The following is a 20,766-nucleotide window of genomic DNA, read 5'->3' on the forward strand; positions in this document are numbered from 1 at the left end:
GCTCAGGTCAGCTCATGGGAGTGTCTGATGTGGACGGACGCCGCGTCGCCACGGCGCCGTCGTGATCGCCGTGCTGCCCCTGTCCACGGCCATCTCAGGTGAGGCCCGGCTGGTCGGCCACCGGCGCCGCCGTTCCCCGCAGCTTGCCGAGCGCCGCCTTCCACATCTTCCTGGTCACCGGACGAACCTGCCGTCGCCGGCACCCAGCCGGGGAAGACGACACCGCCGAACAGCGCCGGCCCGCCGCCCGCGCCGGGACGGTGACTCACCCGAACGGGGTGACGGGGGTGTGGGACGGCGCGGCCGGGGGAAAAGAAGAGGCGTGAGCAAACCGGAGTCCACCACACGCCCCTCGATCGACGTACACCCGACGGCGGGGGAGCGGGGCGCGGACGGCCACCCCGCGCCCGGTCGCACCGCCGGCCAGGCGGAGATCGACACCTCCCTGCACTGCGACAACCTCGCGGCGGTGCGCGAGCGGATCGCCGAGGCCCTGGTGGGCCACGACGACGACTTCGTCGTCGACGTGCAACTCGTGGCGACGGAGCTGGCGGCCAACGCGTGCGACCACGCCGAGGCTCCGCGCCGGTTGGTGCTGCGGCGCGAACCGCACGACGAGCTCGTCATCGAGGCGCGCGACGCCAGCGTTCAGCGCACGCCCGTCGTCGGCGCGTCCAGCCTCGGCCCGTATCGGGGCCACGGGATGAAACTCGTCGAAAACCTGTGCACCGACTGGGGTGTGCGGTTCGAGGACGACAACAAGGTCGTGTGGGGACGCATCCCCATGGAGGTCAAGCGTCAGCCGTAGCACGCGCCGAAGGAGATGTTGACCTGGGTCGAGGCGATGCTGCGGCCCTGGTCCGACGCGACGAACGCGGCGACGCTGCCCACGTCGGCCATCGTCGCGGCGCGCTTGAGCGGCGACGCGTCGATGATGCCCTGCCTCGGTCCCTCCATCTCGGGGATGTCCGGGAAGGTGTCGATGATGCCGCCGGTCAGCAGCGTCACGGTGCGGATGCCGTGCGGCGCCAGCTCGACCGCCCACTGCCTGCGCAGCGACTCGACGGCGTCCATGCCGACCTGCACGTTGCCGAGGCCGGGGCTGGTGTTCGCGTGGTCGGACCCGCCGAAGAACAGCAGCACGCCGGACTCCTGCTTCACCATGTGCCGGGCCGCGGCCTTCGTGGTGATCAGCTGCGTGGTCAGGCCCTTGGAGATCGCCGCGACGAAGTCGGACGTCGAGATGTCCGCCAGGGGCTGGAAGACCGCCTCCACGGTGATCAGGTTGATCGAGATGTCCACGCTGCCGGTCTTCTCCACGACGGCGTCGGCGTGGTCGTTCACGGCGGAGGCGTCCAGCGCGTCGACCACGGCCGTCTCGGCCTGGCCGCCGGCCGCGCGGATCCTGTCCGCGACCGCCTCCAGCTTCGCGGGGGTCCGGCCGGCCAGGAAGACCCGCGCGCCCTCGGCGGCGAAGGCACTCGCCACCGCGCCACCGATCGAGCCGCCGCCTCCGTAGACCACCGCTGTCTTGTTCTCCAGCAACATCTGTTTCTCCTCCCGTTGCCGGAGAAGCTATGGCGGGCGCGCGGTGGTCCACATCGGTCACGTGACTGGCGTGTGGACCGGTCAGCGACCGGCGGGCAAGTCATCCGAGGCCGAGCCGCGCCAGCTCGATCCGTCGCGTGACGCCCAGTTTCGGGTAGGCGCGGTACAGGTGGTGGCCGATCGTGCGCGGGCTGAGGAACAGCTGCGCGCCGATCTCCTTGTTGCTCAGGCCGGCCGCCGCCAGTCGAACGACCTGCACCTCCTGCGGTGTCAGGTCCTTCAGCGGGTCGTCGGCGACCGGTTCGAGCGCCGGGCGTTCACCGAGCGCGGTCAGCTCGCCAGTCGCACGCGCCTCCCACCCGGACGCGCCCAGCCGGGCGAAACCGGCCAGTGCGGCGGCCAGCTCGGCACGCGCCTCGCCGCGGCGGCGTCTGCGGCGCAACCATTCGCCGTAGAGCAGCTGCGTTCTGGCTTGGTCGAACCGGCCGCCCGGCAGGTCGAGTGCCGCCCGGTAGTGCTCCTCCGAGTCCTCGACCATCGCCCGGCAGCGGTGAGACAACGCCGCCGCGACAGGGCTGTCCACGTGCGCGGCCCACCGTTCGAACGCCGTGAGCTGCTCGGTGACGCGGTCCGGCCGGCCGTCGCGGACCGCCGCCTCCACCAGGTCAGGGACCGCGCGGACGAGGAAGTCGTACCTGGCCGGTCCCGTGCACACGGCGTACAGCGCGTCGAACGCCGCGCCGTACCGCCCCGCGGCGAGGTCGAGCAGGCCGAGACCCCAGGACGTCACCGCCGTGCCGACGGCGTGCCGTCCGTCGAGGACGGGCAGCACCTCGGCGGCCAGGGCACGGCAGCGCGGTTCGTCGCCCGTCACCCCGGCCAGCCAGGCGGAGGTCGCCCGCAGCACCGCGACCTCCATGTCCATCCCGAACTCGGTGCTGAGCGCGATCGCCTCGGCCAGGCTGGTCTGCGCCGTGCGGAAGTCACCGCGCAGAGCCTGGGCGAGCGCGGCGAGCTCCTGCGCGTACGGGATCCACGTCAGTGCTCCGCCGGCGCGCACCTCCGCCAGCAACGTCTCCATCACCGCGATGGTCGCCTGGTCGTCGGCCAGCATCAGGCCGCTGAACCCCGCCACGACCCGGTGGATGGGGTCCACGTCCTCCGCCCGGCCGATCTCGAGCATCGCGCGGAGCGGCCCGGCGGCGTGCTCCGGCCGGCCGGCCAGCAGGTCACCCCAGCCGATCTGCGCGTCGGCGGACGCGCGCGGCGCGGATTCCGGCGCGAGCCGCAACCGGGCCATCAGCCGCCCGCCTTCGGCGACCAGAGGCAGCGCGCCGGCGTCCTTTCCGGCGCAGATCATCTCGGTCAGCATGACGACCGCGCGTTCGGGGTCACTGTCCACGACCAGCCGCGCCGCCTCGGCCGCGAGCGCGGCATCCGCCTCGGGCGAGGTCCGCTCGTACTCGATCTGGCCCCGCAGCAACGTCACGTCCGCGATGGTGCCCGGATCGGTGGTGAGCGACGTGACCTCCACGGCGAGGCGTGCCGCGCGGTCGGGTTTGCCCGCGTCGTAGGCGGCGAGCGCGGCCTTGGCGATGCGCCGCGCCTTCAGCTCGGGATCCACGCTCAGCCGTCCGGCGCGGTCGTACGCGGCGGACACGGCCATGGCCCCGCCACGGCGTTCGGCCCGCAGCGCGGTCCGTTCGAGCTCGGCGGCCACCGCCTCGTCCGGCTCGGTGGTCGCCGCCGCGAGGTGCCAGGCCCGGCGGTCGAGGACGTCCGGGGTGCCGAGTGCCTCGGCGTAGGCGCGATGGACCGCGATCCGCTGGTGGTGGGTGGCGCTTTGGTAGGCGGCCGCACGCACCAGCGGATGCCGGAACGTCAGCTCCCCGTCCACCACGCTGATCAGACCCGCGCGCTCGGCCGCGGCCAGGTCGGACGTGTCCGCACCGATCGCACGGGCGACGCACAGCACCGTGTCCATCCCGGCGAAGCGGTCGGCGGCGGCGACCAGCAGGATCGACTGGCAGGCCTCGGGCAGCCCGACGATCTGTTCGCGGAACGTCTCCTGCACCCGCCGCGTGACCGGTAACGGCCCGACCTGGTGCGCGGGCTCGGCACGGCCCGCACGCTGCGCGGCCAGGCGAGCCGCACCGAGTTCGAGCAACGCGAGCGGGTTCCCGCCGGCCTCCTCCAGCACCCGCGCCCGCATCGGCGCCGTCAACCCCGGACTGTGGTGGTCGAGCAACCCGGCCGCCTCGTCCGGCGACAGGCCGGACAGCCGCAGCTCCTCGATGCCGGGCGTGCGGAACGGCACGGCCGTGTCGCGGACCGCGAACAACATCACGATCGGGTCGGCCTGGAACCGCCGGGCGGCGAACAGCAACGCGTCCGACGACCCGCGATCGAGCCACTGCGCGTCGTCGACCACGCACAACAACGGCTGCTCCGCCGCCAGTTCGGCGAGCAACGTCAACGTGGCCGCACCGACCAGGAACGGCGTCGTCGCCGTGTCGCTGCTCAACCCGAACGCACCCCGCAAGGCGTCCGCCTGCGGTCCGGGCAGCAGGTCGAGCCGGTCCAGGTAGGGGTACAGCAGCAGGTGCAGCGCGCCGAACGCCAGCTCGGCCTCGGACTCGATGCCGACGCCCCGCAACACCCGCATGTCCCCTGCCGTGGCCACGGCGTGGCCGAGCAGCGCGGACTTGCCGATCCCGGCCTCGCCCCGCAGGACCAGCGCCGCGCTGCGACCGGAGGACGCCAGCTCCAGTGATCGCTCGACGTGGTCGCGTTCCCCGTCCCGGCCGACCAACATGGCACGGGAGCCTAGCTGTCGACGCGGTCCGGAGACCGCGAGATCGGTCCGGTCCAGCAGGCGAACGGCCCTGGTGCGGTCAGGGGCAGGGCGAGAACAACCCGCGGGTGCCGGGACCGGTGTAGGCGGCGGGATCGGTGAACCGGCAGCCGAACGCCGGCGCGGCGACGGTGGAGCGGTCGCCGATCACGTCACCGGCGGGCTTCTTCCCGCGGCCGGTCCACGTCACGAGGTCGTTCCACGCCGTCCCCACCTCCGCCGGCGAGAACTCGCAGTGGTCCACCGTGCGGATCGCCCGTTGCACCAACCACTTCGACTGGCCGTTGCGGACGACGTCGGTCCGGTAGTCGTGTTCCATCGAGAACGGCACGAAGAGGTCGCCCAGGCCGTGCAGCGAGAGCACCGGGACGCCGGGCCTGCCGGCGATCTTCGGGATCTCGGTGAGGGCGGGGGAGAGGCGGGACCGCCAGTCGCTCGGTGCCACCCGCTGCACCGAACGGTTGAGGTCGACGGGCGAGTTCGGCTGGTAGCGGGTGCCGAGGTTGGTCGCCAGCCGGCCGGGATCGAGCGCGAGCGGGGCGTCCGGCGCGGGCGGTGTGGCGAGGCCGAACAGGAAGTCCTTCCAGAACGCGAAAGCGGGCGTCGCGCCGGGACGCGGTCCGCCGCTGCGTTCGACCACGGTCGCGCGGAACTGGGCGCCGCGGTCGGTCACGGTGTCGGGGCCGCCCGGAACGAGCGTGCTCAGGCCCAGCTTCTCCTGGATGCGCGGCACCACCGTCGTGAGGTAGTCGGGCGGTACCGGGTAGGCGCGGATACCGGCGAGCGCCTGCGCCGTCACCTGGTAGTCGAGGAAGAAGTCGAACAGTTCGTGGTCACCGAGCACGCCGCACATCGGCAGCGCGCCGTCGTAGAAGCCGGGGAACTGCTCGAGCGACCGGCCGATGACGTGGCCGCCCATCGACACCCCGGCGATGAGGACCTGGTCCGGCTTGGCCACCAGCTTGCCGAAGTGCTTCGCCAGGTCGTGCGTCGCGAGGACGCCGGCGCGCACGTCGTAACCGTTGCTGTAGTAGGAGGACGCGGCCCACGCGTACCCCTGGCCGAGCATCCGGGTGCGCAGGCCGTAGGCCGGTGGGTCCACCGTGAGCACGGTGCCGGTGCCCCGGTAGCCGTGCGCCCACATGGCCAGCCGGCCGTTCCACTTCGCGGGCACCTCGACGATGTACGCGGAGTGCCGGTGGATGCCCTGCAACACCCTCGTCGGCTGCCCGTCGACGACCTCGGGCCGCAGCGGCGGGTTGTGCACGGTGTAGCCGGGCAACGGCTGGTCACCGGGCGTGGCGTGCGGCGGTTCGGCCACCGCGGGCGCACCACCGGCGACGAGCACGAGCCCCAGCAACGACATCACGAGCCGTGTTCGCATGCCACACCTCCGTCGGTTTCCCGCGCGTCCGTTCATTGCACCCCGGCGGGGCCGCCCGGTCACCCCCTCAACGGCCGAATGCGCCGCGGATCGGCCGGCAGAGGTCTGGCGCGGGTGGGCGGCCACTGCGAGGGCCCGAAGTGGCCGAGCCACCCACACACGAGCGGAGGGTCCCGACGGGGAGCCGGGACCCTCCGCGGACGTCAGCCGACCCGGCAGGACACGCTGGGCCAGTTCCAGTTACCGCCGTGCATGATGGTGAAGCCGAACGTGTTGCCGTTGCCGTTGGGCCGGGCGGTCATCACGTTCGCCGAGTCCCACGACGCGCTGGTGTTCCAGGTCGCGATGATCCGCTGGGGCGAGCTGACGGTGACCGTCACGACCCAGTTGTCCGTGCCCGAGACCGTGACCTGGCCGTTGAAGCGGTCGTTCCACTTCTCGCCCTCGGAGTACGTCGCGGTGCAGCCCCCGCCGCCGGGGTTCGAGGTGGTCGTGGTGGGAGGCGTGGTCGGCGGCGTGGTGCCCGTGCCGTCGTTCAGGACGTTGAGGACCGAGGTGTAGGCGGCCTTCTTGTTGCCGTTGCCGTCGAACAGCAGTGGGGTGCCGGAGGCGCGCCACGAGTCGGTGTCGCGGATGCCCCACACGGTGATGCCGGTACAACGCGCGACGGCGAGGCAGGCCTGGGTGACGCCCTGGTACTGCTGGGCCTGCGAGCTGCCGGAGCCTTCGATGTCCAGCTCGGTGATCTGCACGTCGACGCCGAGGTTGGCGAAGTTCTGCAGGGTGGTGTGGTAGTTGGACGGCACCGGGTTGCCGCTGTTGAAGTGGGCCTGGAAGCCGACGCAGTCGATGGGGACGCCGCGGGACTTGAAGTCCTGCACCATGCGGTAGACGCCCTGGGTCTTGGCGTGCGACCAGTTGTCGGTGTTGTAGTCGTTGTAGCAGAGCTTCGCGCCGGGATCGGCCGCACGGGCGGCACGGAACGCGGCCTCGATCCAGTCGTTGCCGGTGCGCTGCAGGTTCGAGTCACGACGTCCGCCGCTGCTGCCGTCGGCGAACGCCTCGTTCACCACGTCCCAGGCGTAGATCTTGCCGCGGTAGTAGCTCGCCACCTGCGTGACGTGGTTCAGCATCGCGTTGCGCAGAGCCGATCCGGACATGTTCTGCATCCAGCCCGGCTGCTGCGAATGCCATGCCAGCGCGTGCCCGCGCACCCGCTTGCCCTGGTTGCGTGCCTGGTTCACGATCCGGTCGGCGTTGCCGTAGCTGAACTGGCCCTGGTTGGGCTCGGTCGCGTCCATCTTCATCTCGTTCTCGGCCGTGACCATGTCGAACTCGCGGTTCAGGATTCCGACGTAGGTCGAGTCACCGAGCTTGTTCGCCGAGACGGCGGTGCCGAAGTACCGGCCGCTCTGCTGGGCCGCCGCGGCGAGCGTGGAAGCGGCGCCACTGGCGGGCGACGCGGCGATGACCGCGGCACCCACAGTGGCGGCGACCAGGGAGGACACGAGCGCGACCCGTGCGACTGACTTCGCTGTCAGCGTCATATTCGGCGCTTTCTGAGTAGCACCCGCGCGACTGCGGGTGGAATGGGTTCAATCGATCTCCAGCTCGGTTCGAGCGACCGGGATTGCGCCATGTCCACAAGTCGCTCGACTCGAACTCCCAGCAGTATCGACCGGGTACTTCGACCGGGCAAGGCTCGCTTCTGCGCTGCTCAAGCACTGTGTTCACACCCTTGGGCACCTGCGACGCGGCTCGTTGGTTATCGAATATTTTGTCGAACGTCCAAGTGAACGGCCTGTTTGAAAGTGCCGAGACAATCCGGCGACGATGCGTCGGAGAGGGTGTGCGGGGCGATATTTGTGAATGTTTCGAAACGTTGGCGGCCGAGGCCTGCCACGAACACCGGGTGGTCGTCGCGGTTGATCACGACTAGTTTCGGCGGACGTGAACGGCGAAGTGATCATCCTGACCGGCCCGCCCGGCGCGGGGAAGACCTCGGTGGCCGGACTCCTCGCCGCCGGCGCCGGCTCCCCGGCCGTGCACCTCGTGACCGACCAGTTCTACCGTTCGATCCGCACCGGCTTCGTCCTGCCGTTCCTGCCCGAGGCGCAGCGGCAGAACGAGGTCGTCATCGACGCGATCGTGGCGACCGCCGCGACGTTCGCGCGCGGTGGTTACGACGTCGTGGTCGACGGCATCGTCGGGCCTTGGTTCCTGGCGCCGTTCCGCGCGCTGGCGGAGGAGCTGGCGGTGTCCTATGTGGTCCTCAGGCCGAGCCTGGACGTCACGCTGGCGCGCGCGAGGGCACGCGCTGCCGACGAGCTCAAGGACGTCGAAGCGATCACCGGCCTGCACACCGCGTTCGCCCATCTCGGCGACCTCGAGGGCCACGTGATCGACAGCGGGGACCTCGACGCGGAACGGACGGCCGCCGAGGTCCGGCGCGTGCTCACAGCCGGAGCCCACCGGCTAGTCCACTGAGGACGGACGCGCACCACCCAGGTACCTGGTCACCATGTCCACGAGCTCGTTCTCGAACGTCTCGACGGCAATGCTCTGGGGGAAGGCCATGATCCGGTGCGTGTTCACCTCGACGGTGAACACGACGAGATCGGCCGCGGTGTCGAGATCGCGCACGCGGACGTCGGGGTGGCGGGCGAGCGCGTCGCGGACCTGGGCGACGCGCTGCTCGCCGTGCCGGGTGATCGTGTCGCGCAGTTCCTGGGACAGCTGGCCCTCCTCGATCATGATCCGGAGCAGCTGCGGGTCGTCGCGGTGGTTGTCGATCGCGTCCCGGACCAGCGCCCGCACCCCGGACTCCAGGGACCCCGGCGAGTAGTCCAGCTGGTCGGCCTGGGGCCAGGCGCCGCGGTCGATGTGGCGCACCAGCAGCTCGGCGAGGATCGCGTCCTTGTTCGGGAAGTACTGGTACAGCGAGCCGATCGAGACGCGGGCCTGGTCGGCGATGCGGTTGGTGGTGCCCGCCGCGAACCCGTACTCGGAGAAAACGTGAGCAGCCGCGGTCAGGATGCGGTCGCGGGTGAGCTCCGCGCGGACCTGCCGAGGCTTCCGACGTGGTTCGACGTCGCGGTTGGACGAGGGCATGGCGTCCTTTCCGTGGAGCTCGCGAAAGCGAGTACCCAAGACGTGAGCAAAAGCTCATAATAGTGCTATGAGCTGCGAAAATACTACTTTGAACCGGCTTGGCACCGTGGCGGAGGTGGAGGCCGTCGTCGGGCGCCCGGCGTCGATGGTCATGCTCAAGCAACTCGCCGCGCTCGACGAGGGATGCGTGGACGTGCTCGCCCGCAGCCCGATCGCGGGGTTCGGCTACCGGGACGCGGAAGGCCTGAGCAGGACGACGTTCGTCGGCGGCTCACCGGGTTTCGTGCGCGTGCAGTCGCCGACGCGGATCTCCTTCGCGCCGAACGAGGCCGCCGACGGCCCGGCGTCGCTGCTCTTCCTCCTGCCGGGAACCGGGGAGACCCTGCGGGTCAACGGTGTCGTGCGCGGTGACGGCTTCGACGTCGAGGAGGTGTACGTGCACTGCGCCCAGGCCGTTCTGCGGTCCGGGCTGTGGCAACCACCCTCCCCGGCGCAGTCCGCTCCCGAGGTGGGCGACGGACCGCTCGCGCTGCCCGGTGTCGCGGACTTCCTCGCTGCCGCACCGTTTCTGGCGCTGTCCACATGGGACTCGTCGGGCGGCAGTGACACCAGTCCGCGTGGCGAGCAGCGGGCGGTCGCGCGGATCCTGGACGGCCGCACGCTCGTGATCGCGGACCGCAAGGGCAACAGGCGCGCGGACACGTTCCACAACCTGCTGGAGGACGACCGGCTCTCGTTCGCCGCGCTCGTGCCGGGACGCACCGGTGTGCTGCACGTCCGTGGCCGGGGAACGATCACCGTGGATCCCGCCGTGCTGAAGCCGTTGTCGTTGCGCGGCCTGCCACCGCACGCCGCTCTGCTGATCGACGTCGAAGCCGCCGAACTCACCGCCGGCGACGCGGTGACGCGGTCCAGGCTGTGGAACCCGGCGGCACGCGCCGACGCGCCGGACCTGATGGCCCTGGCGAGCCGCCACCTCGCCGCGAACTCCGCGCGGAGCAACGTGCCCGCGTTCCTGCTCAAGATCGCGGCGCTGGTGCCGGCCAGGTGGCTGCGGGCGGTGATGAACCTGGCCTACCGCTCGGGCCTGCGCAAGGAGGGGTACGAGGTCGGTTCCCTCGACCCTCGCGCCGTCGCGCCGGAAGAGGACCCGTTGCGGGAGGTGCGCGTCGCCGAGGTGCGCCACGAGACGCCGAGCGCCGTCACGCTGGTGCTGGAGGACGGCCGGCCGTTCGACTTCCGGCCAGGCCAGTTCTTCACGCTGGTGACCGACATCGGCGGCAACCAGGTGCGGCGGCCCTACTCGGCGTCGTCGGTACCGGGCTCCGCGCGGCTGGAGGTCACGGTCAAGCAGGTGGAGGGTGGCCGGTTCTCCGCCCACGTCCGTTCGCTCGCGGCCGGCGACCGGTTGTTCGTCCGCGGCCCGTCCGGCGCTTTCCAGGTCGGAACCGGCCACGACGTGGTGCTGGTCGCCGCGGGCAGCGGAGTGACGCCGATGATGAGCATGATCCGCACCTTGCTGGCCGAACCGGCCGGGCACCGAGTCGCCCTGCTCTACAGCAACCGGACCGCGGAGGAGACCATCTTCGCCGCCGAGCTCGCCGGACTGGCGGAGCGGCACCCCGGCCGATTCTCGGTCACGCACGTGCTGACGTCCCGCGACGGCCGCCTCGACGGTCCCCGCGTCCGGCAGTGGACGGCGGACCTCGCCCTGTCGCCGGACGCGCGGTTCTACCTCTGCGGTCCCGCACCACTCATGGACACCGTGCGGCAGGCACTCGACGAGCTCGGCGTTCCCGGTGACCACGTCCAGGCCGAGAGCTATGTCAGCGCATCGACCGCGACAGGATCCGCCACGCCGCAACGGATGCGCGTCGAGAGCGGCGGCCGGCCGGTCGGCACCGCGGTGGTCGAGGCGGGCCAGACGCTGCTCGACGCCGGGCTCGCCGCCGGACTGCCCATGCCGTACTCCTGCACGGTCGGCAGCTGCCGGGAGTGCGTGGTCAAGCTCCTCGCCGGAAAGGTGTCCCGGCTGGAAGCCGACGGCCAGGTCCTCGCCTGCACGAGCTCACCGCTGACGGACGTCACCCTGGAGGTGTGACCGGCGAACCATCCCGGCCGCTGTCGCGTCCGGCGGGTTGATCTTTCCGCCGCACCCGGTAGCGTGCCCGGAACGGCTTCGATCTCGTTGGGGGCGGGCATGGCGGACGAAACTGCCGAGCGGCTGGGCGGTGTTGACCTGAGTCGCCCGAGCGCGGCGCGGGTCTACGACTACTACCTGGGCGGCGCGCACAACTTCGCCGTGGACCGGGAGATGGCCGAGCGGGCGATCGGGCTGTGGCCGGACCTGCCGCTGATCATGCAGGCGAACCGGGCGTTCCTGCGGCGCGCGGTGCGGTTCTGCGTCGACGCCGGCATCCGGCAGTTCCTCGACCTGGGCTCGGGCATCCCCACGGTGGGCAACGTGCACGAGGTCGCCCAGGACGCGGCGCCCGACGCCAGGGTCGTGTACGTGGACAACGATCCCGTCGCCACGGCGTACAGCGAGAACATCCTGCGCGGCAACGACCTCGCCACCGTCGTCCAGGCCGACCTGCGCAGGCCGGAGCAGGTCCTGGACAGCCCCGCGGTGCGCTCGCTGCTGGACTTCGACGAGCCGGTCGCGGTGATGATGGTCGCGGTGCTGCACTTCGTGCCGGACAGCGACGACCCGGCGGCCATCATCGCCCGGTACCGCGACGCGATGGCGCCGGGCAGCTTCCTGGTCCTGTCCCACGCGAGCCAGGACGGCCAGCCGGGACAGGCGGACTCGCACCAGGACCTCTACCGCCGCACGGCGACCCCGATGACCATGCGCTCCAGGGCACAGGTCACGGCGCTGTTCGAGGGCTTCGACGTGGTGGAGCCGGGCGTGGTGTTCTTCCCGCAGTGGAGGCCCGTCGCGCCCGAGGACGTCGACGACAACCCGGAGCGCTTCACCGGGCTCGCGGCGGTGGGCCGCAAGAACTGAGCGCACGCGTGGTCCGCTGACCCGTCCGGGCGCCGCCCGTACGGATTCTCGTCAGACCTGCTACCCGGCCGCGACGACGGTCGTCTTTGCCACGCGCTCGTTGTCGGTCGGGCTGTTGTCCTCGCTGCCGGCCGAACGCGATCACCTCGAGTGCCCGGTCGGCTCCAGCGCGCCCCGAGCACCATCTGCTGAAGTGTCCAAACGACTTCTGACAGATGACCCGAATCGAGAAGCAATGGACAAGGCATCCGTCGCGCGCTTCCTTCTGCTGGCGCTGCTGTGGGGGAGCAGTTTCACCTTCATCAAGGTGTCCCTCGAAGGTTTGACACCGGGGCAGCTCGTGCTGAGCAGACTCGTGCTGGGCGCGGCGGTGCTGCTCTCGATCGCCGCCCTCCGCAAGGTCGCCCTGCCGCGTTCCGCCCAGATCTGGGGCCACATCGCCGCAGCGGGCCTGTTCGGCAACGTGATCCCGTTCCTGCTGCTGTCCTACGGCGAGAAGACCACCGGCGCCGGCATCGCGGGCGTTCTGATCGGCGCCACCCCGCTGTTGACGCTGGCGCTCGCCACAGCCGCACTGCCGACCGAGCGGGCGACGTCGCGCAAGGCGATCGGCCTGGCGCTCGGCTTCGTCGGCGTGGTGCTGCTGATCGGCCCGTGGCACGAGTCGCTCGGTTCGCTCGACGGCCGGCTGGCCTGCTTCGGCGCCGCCGTCAGCTACGCGATCGGCTTCGTGTACGTCCGGAAGTACCTCTCGCCGCTCGGCCTCGCCCCGCTGGCACTGGCCGCGTCGCAGCTCGTCTCGGCGGCCGTGCTGCAGGCGGTGGTGACGCCGTTCCTCGAGTGGCGCACCCCGTCCTTCACCGGCCCGGTGACGTTGAGCATCGTGCTCCTCGGCCTGTTCAGCACCGGTCTGGCCTACGTGCTCTACTTCCGCCTGATCGGCGACGTCGGCGCCACCACCGCGTCGGCGGTCAACTACGTGGTGCCGGTGTTCGCGGTGCTCGTCAGCGTGCTGTTCCTCGGTGAGCCCGTCACGTGGAACCTCCTGGCCGGCGGCCTGGTGGTGCTCGTCGGCGTGGCCTACGCGGAGAACAGGCTCGGGCAGCTCCGCAAGAACGCCGCGGAGAACGCGGGAGCGGTCCGGTGAAGCCCAGGGCGCTGCTCCGAGTGCTCACCGCCGACCTGGACATGGTCATGGACCGCGACCCGTCGATCCTGTCGCGCAGCGAGGCGTTGCTGCACCCGACGGTCATCGCGATCTGGGGGCACCGCGTGTCGCACTGGTTGCACCTGCGGGGGCACCGGCGCGGCGCCCGGTTGGTCATGGTGGTCGCCAGGCTGCTGACCGGTGGCATCGAGATCCACCCCGGTGCCCGGATCGGCCGCGGTTTCTTCATCGACCACGGCGCGGGCGTGGTGATCGGCGAGACGGTCGTCATCGGTGACGACGTCACGATCTTCCACCAGGTGACGCTCGGGGCGGTCGGCTGGTGGCACGACAACCAGCGGCCGGAGGGTTCCCGCCGGCACCCGAAGCTCGGCGACCGGGTGGTCGTCGGGGCCAACGCGACGCTGCTCGGCCCGATCACCGTCGGCCACGACTCCGTGGTGGGCGCCCAGGCCCTCGTCATCCGCGACGTGCCGGCGGACTCGCGCGTCCTGGCGCCGTTCTCCATCCCGAACCTGAGGTCGAGCCGCAGCGTGGCGAAGGCCGCCCGGCCGCGCCAGTCCGTGGTGGTCGCGGGACAGCGGCACAAGGGTGCGGCCGTCTTCCCCAGCTGGTGACAACCTACCGATCGGAGTGCTCGTGCAGACCCGAGTCAGTCAGCCCCTCACCACACGACCACCGGCCCAGTCACTCGAACACCTCATCGGCGGCACACCGATCGTCCGGCTCGACCTCGGCGTCACGACCGCGACCCTGTACGCGAAGCTGGAGATGGCCAACCCCCTGTCCAGCGTGAAGGACCGCGCCGCACTCTTCATGATCAACGGCGCGGAAGAGCGCGGGCAGCTGGTCAGGGGCTCCGGCACGATCGTCGAGGCGACGTCGGGCAACACGGGGATCTCCCTGGCGGCGCTCGCCGCCGCCCGCGGCTACCGGTGCGTGATCGTCCTGCCGGACAGCGCGACCACCGAGCGCCTGCAGCTGCTGCGCGCGTTCGGCGCGGAGATCGTGCTGACCCCGTACCAGGAGGGGTACGCGGCCGCGATCGCCAAGGCCGAGGAGCTCCACCGCGAGCGGCCGGGGTCGTGGTTCGCCTGCCAGCACGAGAACCCGGACAACGTGGCGGCGCACTACGCCACCACCGGGCCGGAGATCTGGAACGACACCGACGGCGAGGTGGACGTCTTCGTCTGCGGTGTGGGCACCGGCGGCACGCTCAGCGGCACCGCCCGGTACCTGAAGGAACGCAACCCCGCCATCCGCGTGGTCGCGGTCGAACCGGAGGGGTCGCCCGTGCTCAGCCAGGGGTGGGGCGGTCTGCACCGCATCCCCGGCCTCAACGGCGGCTTCGTCGCGCCGACGACCGACGTCGACCTGATCGACGAGGTCCTGCCGGTGTCCAACGAGGACGCCTACAGCACCGCACGGGAACTCGCGCGAACGGCGGGGTTGCTGGTCGGCGTCTCCTCCGGAGCGGCGGCGCACGCCTGCCGGGTGCTCGCCTCCCGGCCCGAGTACGCGGGCAAGAACTTGGTCACCGTCTTCCCCGACACGGGCGAGCGGTACCTCTCGTGGTTCAACCAGGACGACACGACCGACAGCGGCGAGACGCACGCCATCAACGAGGAGTGACAGACATGACGCAAGTGTCCAACATCCTGCTTCCCGGCGAAGGCGAGTCGGTGCAGATCGGCACGACCACCCACACCACCTTCAAGGCCAGGGGCAGCGAGACGGACGGCAAGCTCGGTCTGTACGAGCACCGGATGGCCCCGGGAGCCCCCGGCGCCTCGCCGCACGTCCACAACGAGCAGCTGGAGGCGTTCTACGTCCTGCACGGCATGGTGGAGCTCCACCTCGACGGCAAATCGTTCGCCGCGCCCCCCGGCACCTACGTGAACGTCCCGATGGGGGTGTCGCACGGCTTCCGCAACCCGTACCAGGACCAGGCCACGATGCTCATCATCTTCACCCCCGCGCTCAACCGCGAGGAGTACTTCCGGGGCCTCGCCGAGATGTACGCGGACGGCAACCAGCCCACCGAGGACGAACTGCTGACCCTGATGGCGAAGTACGACCAGTTCGAGGTGACGATCGACGGCACCGTTCCTGGCTGGGGCAGGCACTGAGGACGAGGCGGGTGCCCGACTGCGGGCACCCGCCTCACCCCGTGGACGTCGGTGGCGCGGACCAGGGTCGGGTCGTCGCAGGGGTGCCCCGGCTCCGGTTCGTCGGGGGAACTGACGAGCGCACGTTCCTCGCTGGTCGACGCATGGCTTCAGCGATGGTGGACGTCCCGGCCGGGACGGCACTGGCGGAGTTACCTAGGCGCGAGGGCGTGCCGCTCGGAAACCCCGGTGACACGAACGGCGTGCGCCGCGATTGATCCGCCGCGTGCGCGGGTATGCGCCCTGCATGCGTCTTGGTGTGCTGGACATCGGGTCGAACTCCGCGCAGCTCCAGGTGGTCGACATGTGGCCGGGCGCCCCACCGCTCCCGGCCCACTCGGTGAAGGCACCGACACTGCTGGGCGAGGAGATCATGCCGGACGGCTCGGTGAGCCCCGAGGGCGTGGAACGCGTCGCGGTCGCGGTGGGAGACGCCGTGGCCGCCGCCCACCGCCTCGGCGTCGACCAGCTGTACCCGTTCGCCACGTCCGCGGTGCGCGACGCGACCAACCGCGCGGAGATCATCGACAACATCCAGCGAACGGTGGGCATCCGGCCGCAGTTCCTTGCTGGGGAAGAGGAAGCGCGCCTCACCTACCTGGCCGCGCACCGCTGGTACGGGTGGTCGGTCGGCCGGCTGCTGCTGCTCGACATCGGCGGCGGCTCGATGGAGATCGCGCTCGGCCGCGACGCCGACCCCGAGCTCGCCCTGTCACTACCGGTGGGCGCCGGCCGGCTGACGAGGGCGTACCTGCACCACGACCCGCCGAAGCGGTCGGAGATCAAGGCGTTGCGCAGGTACGTCCAGGAGACCCTGGGCGAGGTGGTCGACCGGCTGCGCTGGGAGGGCACACCCCGCAGGATCGTCGGCACGTCCAAGACCTTCAAACAACTCGCCCGGCTCGCCGGCGCTCCGCCTCAGCGCGAGGGTCCGTTCGTGCGGCGGGAACTGACCATCGAGCACATCCAGGGGTGGATTCCGCGGCTGGCGGCGATGTCGGCGGCTCAGCGCGCCCGGCTTCGTGGCGTGTCGCAGCCGAGGGCCAGGCAGATCCTGGCGGGTGCGGTCGTGGCGCACGTGACCATGAGCGCGCTGGGGGTGCAACGCCTGCGGATCTGCCCTTGGGCGCTGCGGGAGGGGATCATGTTGCAGCACCTGGAGACCGTGTCCGACACGAACGTCGCGCTGCCGCTGCAGCCGCTGGTGCGCACGCCTGAGCCTCCGTCTGCCACCGTGACCCCGTTGCGGGACAACCCGGTCGGCTGACCCGGCCGTGCTGTTGGTGGTGCGGCGGGCGCACCCGGTGGACGGAGGGGCTGAGCCCGTGGGGTCCGTGGAGTCGGTTTAGTTCGTGGAGCCCGTGAGGCCGGTCAAGTTCGTGGGCGCCGTGGAGTCCGCAGGGGCCGTCGAGTCGATGGGCGCTGTGGGCGCCGTGGAGCCCGTGCGGCCCGTGGAGCCCGTGCGGCCCGTGGAGTCGGTCGAGCCCGTGCGGCCCGTGGAGTCCGGTCGAGCCCGTCGAGCTTGATGAGGTCACACGACGGCACCGGTGCTCGACAGCTTCGAGCACCGGTGCCGTGTCCTGGTCCACCCGACGCACCCGCGTCAGGTAGTAGGCGGTGAAGACACCGCCGCCGGCGGAGCCGAACTCGAGGGAGCCGGTGTCCCAGGAGCCGGTGTCCCTGGAGCCGGTGTCCCTGGAGCCGGTGTCCCTGGAGCCGGTGTAGCGGGAGCCGGTGTAGCGGGAGTCGACGTCGGCCGGGCAGGGCCGTTGCTCACCGACAGCGTGACCGGGGTGCCCTTGGGTGCGGCGCCCTGGGGCGACTGGGCGACCACGGCTCCCACCGGCTGCGGCGAGTCGACGCGTACCGCGGTCACCTGGTAGCCCGCGTCACGCAGCATCGCCGAGGCCTTCTCGACGTCGGAACCGACGACGTCGGGAATCTTCACCCGCGGGTCGCCCTGCAGGAAGCGTTCCTCGACCTGGGGCATCGGCTTCTCCGGCAGGCCCGCGTGCACCTTCATCATCGTCTCGTACCAGGTGGCCGCGGGAACGGTGCCGCCGTAGATGTTGCCCTCCGAGCACAGCTGGGGCGGGCCCGAACCGACGCAGATGCCCTTCGGCGAGGTGCTGTCGTTGAACACCTGCACGGCGCCGGCGTAGTCGGGCGTGGCGCCGAGGTAGGCGGCGGACTTGTACTCCTCGGTCGTGCCGGTCTTGCCCATCATCGGGCGTGTCCATCCGGCCTTGCGCGCGGTGTACGCCGCCGTGCCCCTGTCCTTGCTGTCGCCGCTGAGGCCGACCGCGAGGGCGTTGGCGAGAGCTTCGGACACGACCTGCTCGCACGGCGGGCGCTTCAGGTCCACCGGCTTGCCGTCGCGGTCGAGGACCCGCCGGATCGGGGTCGGCTGGCACCACACGCCACCGCTGATGATCGTCGCGGCCACGTTGGCGAGCTCGAGCGTGCTCGACGGTGCCGGGCCCAGCGTGAACGAGGCGTTGCCGTTGGACTTGTAGTACTCGGCCTGGGAGACGCGAAGTTCCTTCGACGCCTTGGGGTCCGGTGGCACGCCGGCGATGTTCGTCGCCATCGTCTTGCGCATGCCGAGCTTGGACGCCATGTCGACGACATTGTCGAGGCCCGCGCGTTCCTCCAGGATGACGAACGCCGTGTTCGGTGAGGTCGCGAGCGCCTCCCTCAGCGGCATCTGCGGCGGGTAGCGGTCGTTGTGGTTGGACAGGCAGTACCAGTAGGTGTTCGGTTCCCCGGTCGCCGGGCAGGACGCGGCGCCGCCCTTGAACACCCTCGAGGTGTAGGTGTTGGGGGAGGGGATCACCGTGTCGATGCCGAATCCCTTCTGCAGTGCGGCGGCCGCGGTGAAGACCTTGTAGACCGACCCCGTGCCGAACTTGTTCTCCACTCCGCTCGGCAGGTCGAACTGGGTCTGGAACTCCTCCTTGTTGAGGCCGTAGTCGCGGTTCGCCACCAGCGCCACGACCTCGTGCGAGTTCTTGCCGGGCCGTACGACCGCCATGGTGTTCGCGACACCGGGGGTGTTCTTCGGCGCCTGCGCCTCGACGGCCTGCTTCGCGTGCTCGGTGATCTTCGGGTCCAGCGTGGTCTCGATCCGGTAGCCGCCGATCTTCAGCTCCTCCAGGTTGAAGCCCGCCTCGGTCAGGTACTCGACGAGGAACGAGCAGAAGAAGCCGTACGACGGGCCGGCGCCGACGCAGCCGGTCTGCAGTGGACGGACGGGTTTGCTGAGGCCGAGAGGACCGGCCTTGAGCGGGTCCGCCTCCTCGTTCGAGAGCTTCCCGTCGGCCACCATGGCGTCGATCACGAGGTTCCTGCGCTCGATCGCCTTGTCCGGCCGTGCTTCGGGGTCCAGCGCGGTCGGGCTGTTCACCATGCCCGCGAGCGTCGCGGCCTGGGTGATGGTCAGCTTGTCCGGCGTCGTTTCGAAGTAGGCCTGCGCGGCCGCGGCGATCCCGAAGATCGTCGAACCGAACGGGACGAGGTCGAGGTACCGGGCGAGGATCTCGTCCTTGCTCAGCGCCGCCTCCAGGCCCACCGCGATGCGTGCCTCGCGGAGCTTGCGGCTGATGGTCTGTTCCTGGGCGGCGCGTTGCGCGTTCTTGTCGTTCCGGGCGAGCACGTGCACCAGGTAGTTCTTCACATACTGCTGGGTCAGGGTGGACGCGCCCTGCTGCACCTCACCGCTGGAGTTGTTGCGCGCCAACGCACGCATCGACGCGAACCAGTCGACTCCCTGGTGGTCGTAGAAGCGGCGGTCCTCGATCGCGAACAACGCTGACTTCATGTGCGGAGAGATCTTTTCCGGTGGCGTCCGCACGCGGTACTGGTCGTACAGGTGCGCGATCGGCGCACCGTCCTTGTCCGTCACGGTCGTCATCAGCGGCGGCTCGTTGGTGAGCATGAGGTCGAGCGTCGACTTCACCTGGTCGCTGAGGTTGTTGGACAGGGCGCCGAGTGTCGCGGTGGCGGGCAGGAGAAGCCCGGCGACCAGCAGTCCGGCGAGCAGGCAGAAGCCGGCCAGCTTCCCGACGCTGCGCGTGATCCTCTTGCGTTGCACCATGGAACTCCCCTCGCCGAATGCGACGTCCGGCGGTTACCCGGCAGGGCAGAGATCAGGCGCCCATAACGAATGAACTGGGTACGAAAAATGGTCACCCGGAGTGGTGGAAGGCAGTTCTGGTCACCCGCTCGTGTCAACAAGGCGGTGTCCGGTTTTTCCGTTCCCGTCACGGGTAGCTGGCCTTCAAGACCATTCACGCACGGGGAGGAATACCAATGCCGTCGCAATCACGTGCTGGCCACTTCGTTATTCGCACCGCTGCGATCGCGTTGGTCGTGAGCATTCTGAGTCCGGTGAACGCCGAAGCGGCCGAAGGCTCGGAAGATCACTCCGCGGGCTCGCAGATCGCCAAGCACGAAGGTACTTCCGAGATGCTCCTGTCGCCACCCGACCTCGGCGTGGGCCGGGTGGACGGCATCGACGTCAGCAGCCACCAGGGCGACGTCGACTGGGGACACTGGTGGCGCTCGGGCAAGAAGTTCGCCTACATCAAGGCGACCGAGGGGACCACCTACCGCAACCCGAAGTTCACCCAGCAGTACAACGGTTCCGCGGCCGTCGGGATGATCAGGGGCTCCTACCACTTCGCCCTGCCGAACCGCTCGGACGGCGCGACGCAGGCCCGGTTCTTCGTGCAGAACGGCGGCGGCTGGTCGCGTGACGGCCGGACGCTGCCGGGAGTGCTCGACATCGAGTACAACCCGTACGGCGGGGACACCTGCTACGGCCTGAGCCACGGCGCGATGGTGGGCTGGATCCGCAGCTTCAGCGACACCTACCACGCGCTCACCAAGCGGTGGCCGGTCATCTACACGTCCACGCAGTGGTGGGACAAGTGCACGGGCCGCGGCGGTGACTTCAGCTCCACGAACGCGCTGTGGCTCGCCCGGTACGCGGCCTCGGTCGGCCCGATGCCCTTCCGCTGGCCGTTCCATACGATCTGGCAGTACACGTCGTCCCCGATCGACCAGAACGTGTTCAACGGGGGCGCTGACCGGCTTGCCGCACTGGCCACGGGATGACCGATGCGTTCCTCACCCCGCAGGTCGGAGGTCGTCCTGCTCGCGTTCCTCGCCGTGGTGTTCGCCGTGTCGGCGACCGTCGTGGTGGGCTCGGTGGTGCACATCGAGCGAGCGGCCCTCACCGTCGACGGTCTCGAGGACGGTGCGGTGCTGACGGCGGCGACCGTGCCCGACATCAGCGTCACGGCAGGTGACCTGGACATCCTGGATCAGGTGGAGGTCCTCGTCGACGACACTGCGGTCGCCACCCACCGCGAGGGCGGAAGGGTGACCCTGGAGGGCTTCGAGCCCGAGGTGGGCGACCACACCCTGCTCGCCCGCGTCCGCAGCGCCACGCCCTTGTTGCTGGACGCGACAGTCGAACACGAGTTCACCGTCACCCGATGCGGTTGAGCTCGACGGGCC

17 protein-coding genes are annotated in these 20,766 nt (G+C 70.5%); 11 read left to right on the forward strand and 6 right to left on the reverse strand.

From position 1 onward, the window contains the following. Positions 1 to 322: 322 nt before the first annotated feature. On the forward strand, positions 323 to 808 hold the full coding sequence (locus tag ACRSBM_RS14910) for an ATP-binding protein (protein ID WP_434443971.1): 486 nt from the start codon (positions 323 to 325) through the stop codon (positions 806 to 808). On the opposite strand, the gene ACRSBM_RS14915 is transcribed toward ACRSBM_RS14910, so the two are convergent. From ACRSBM_RS14915 to ACRSBM_RS14930, 4 genes are all read right to left on the reverse strand, one after another. Further along, the gene (locus tag ACRSBM_RS14915; protein ID WP_434443972.1) at positions 799 to 1,548 is read right to left on the reverse strand and encodes an SDR family NAD(P)-dependent oxidoreductase; all 750 of its coding nucleotides are present in this window, start codon (positions 1,546 to 1,548) and stop codon (positions 799 to 801) included. The genes ACRSBM_RS14910 and ACRSBM_RS14915 overlap by 10 nt on opposite strands. A gap of 100 nt (positions 1,549 to 1,648) precedes the next feature. Further along, positions 1,649 to 4,363, reverse strand: a complete 2,715-nt coding sequence (locus tag ACRSBM_RS14920) for an ATP-binding protein (protein WP_434443973.1) — start codon at positions 4,361 to 4,363, stop codon at positions 1,649 to 1,651. Positions 4,364 to 4,442: 79 nt separating this feature from the next. Continuing rightward, the gene (locus ACRSBM_RS14925; protein ID WP_434443974.1) at positions 4,443 to 5,786 is read right to left on the reverse strand and encodes a hypothetical protein; all 1,344 of its coding nucleotides are present in this window, start codon (positions 5,784 to 5,786) and stop codon (positions 4,443 to 4,445) included. Between the two features lie 203 nt (positions 5,787 to 5,989). Further along, positions 5,990 to 7,333, reverse strand: a complete 1,344-nt coding sequence (locus tag ACRSBM_RS14930) for an endo-1,4-beta-xylanase (RefSeq protein ID WP_434443975.1) — start codon at positions 7,331 to 7,333, stop codon at positions 5,990 to 5,992. A gap of 403 nt (positions 7,334 to 7,736) precedes the next feature. On the opposite strand from ACRSBM_RS14930, the gene ACRSBM_RS14935 reads away from it, so the two are divergent. Then, positions 7,737 to 8,273 carry an AAA family ATPase gene (locus ACRSBM_RS14935; RefSeq protein ID WP_434443976.1) on the forward strand — a complete coding sequence of 179 codons (537 nt, stop codon included), beginning with the start codon at positions 7,737 to 7,739 and terminating at the stop codon, positions 8,271 to 8,273. Here ACRSBM_RS14935 and ACRSBM_RS14940 read toward each other — a convergent pair. Beyond that, the gene (locus ACRSBM_RS14940; RefSeq protein ID WP_434443977.1) at positions 8,262 to 8,897 is read right to left on the reverse strand and encodes a TetR/AcrR family transcriptional regulator; all 636 of its coding nucleotides are present in this window, start codon (positions 8,895 to 8,897) and stop codon (positions 8,262 to 8,264) included. The genes ACRSBM_RS14935 and ACRSBM_RS14940 overlap by 12 nt on opposite strands. Positions 8,898 to 8,985: 88 nt before the next feature. On the opposite strand from ACRSBM_RS14940, the gene ACRSBM_RS14945 reads away from it, so the two are divergent. From ACRSBM_RS14945 to ACRSBM_RS14975, 7 genes are all read left to right on the forward strand, one after another. Then, entirely contained in the window at positions 8,986 to 10,998 is a 2,013-nt protein-coding gene (locus ACRSBM_RS14945) for an FAD-binding oxidoreductase (protein WP_434443978.1), read from the forward strand. A gap of 99 nt (positions 10,999 to 11,097) precedes the next feature. Then, complete coding sequence (locus tag ACRSBM_RS14950; protein ID WP_434443979.1) at positions 11,098 to 11,907, forward strand: SAM-dependent methyltransferase; 810 nt, start codon at positions 11,098 to 11,100, stop codon at positions 11,905 to 11,907. Between the two features lie 235 nt (positions 11,908 to 12,142). Next, entirely contained in the window at positions 12,143 to 13,054 is a 912-nt protein-coding gene (locus ACRSBM_RS14955) for a DMT family transporter (protein WP_434443980.1), read from the forward strand. Beyond that, positions 13,051 to 13,692, forward strand: a complete 642-nt coding sequence (gene epsC / locus ACRSBM_RS14960; RefSeq protein WP_434443981.1) for a serine O-acetyltransferase EpsC — start codon at positions 13,051 to 13,053, stop codon at positions 13,690 to 13,692. Before ACRSBM_RS14955 ends, epsC begins: the two co-directional genes overlap by 4 nt. 22 nt (positions 13,693 to 13,714) lie before the next feature. Continuing rightward, positions 13,715 to 14,707 carry a cysteine synthase A gene (gene cysK, locus ACRSBM_RS14965; protein ID WP_434443982.1) on the forward strand — a complete coding sequence of 331 codons (993 nt, stop codon included), beginning with the start codon at positions 13,715 to 13,717 and terminating at the stop codon, positions 14,705 to 14,707. A gap of 5 nt (positions 14,708 to 14,712) precedes the next feature. Beyond that, a complete protein-coding gene (locus tag ACRSBM_RS14970; protein WP_434443983.1) occupies positions 14,713 to 15,204 on the forward strand; it encodes a cupin domain-containing protein in 492 nt (163 codons plus the stop codon). 286 nt (positions 15,205 to 15,490) lie between these two features. Beyond that, positions 15,491 to 16,510, forward strand: a complete 1,020-nt coding sequence (locus ACRSBM_RS14975; protein ID WP_434443984.1) for a Ppx/GppA phosphatase family protein — start codon at positions 15,491 to 15,493, stop codon at positions 16,508 to 16,510. 336 nt (positions 16,511 to 16,846) lie between these two features. Here the strand turns inward: ACRSBM_RS14975 and ACRSBM_RS14980 are convergent, their stop codons facing one another. Next, the gene (locus tag ACRSBM_RS14980; RefSeq protein ID WP_434443985.1) at positions 16,847 to 19,339 is read right to left on the reverse strand and encodes a transglycosylase domain-containing protein; all 2,493 of its coding nucleotides are present in this window, start codon (positions 19,337 to 19,339) and stop codon (positions 16,847 to 16,849) included. Between the two features lie 215 nt (positions 19,340 to 19,554). Here ACRSBM_RS14980 and ACRSBM_RS14985 point away from each other — a divergent pair, with 215 nt between their 5' ends. Both ACRSBM_RS14985 and ACRSBM_RS14990 read left to right on the forward strand, forming a co-directional pair. Next, positions 19,555 to 20,361: a lysozyme gene (locus ACRSBM_RS14985; RefSeq protein ID WP_434443986.1), complete on the forward strand. Its 807-nt coding sequence runs from the start codon at positions 19,555 to 19,557 to the stop codon at positions 20,359 to 20,361. Between the two features lie 3 nt (positions 20,362 to 20,364). After that, positions 20,365 to 20,754, forward strand: a complete 390-nt coding sequence (locus tag ACRSBM_RS14990; RefSeq protein WP_434443987.1) for a hypothetical protein — start codon at positions 20,365 to 20,367, stop codon at positions 20,752 to 20,754. The last annotated feature ends 12 nt before the right edge of the window (positions 20,755 to 20,766 follow it).

Source organism: Lentzea xerophila (genome assembly GCF_051094245.1).
Taxonomy (GTDB): domain Bacteria; phylum Actinomycetota; class Actinomycetes; order Mycobacteriales; family Pseudonocardiaceae; genus Lentzea; species Lentzea xerophila.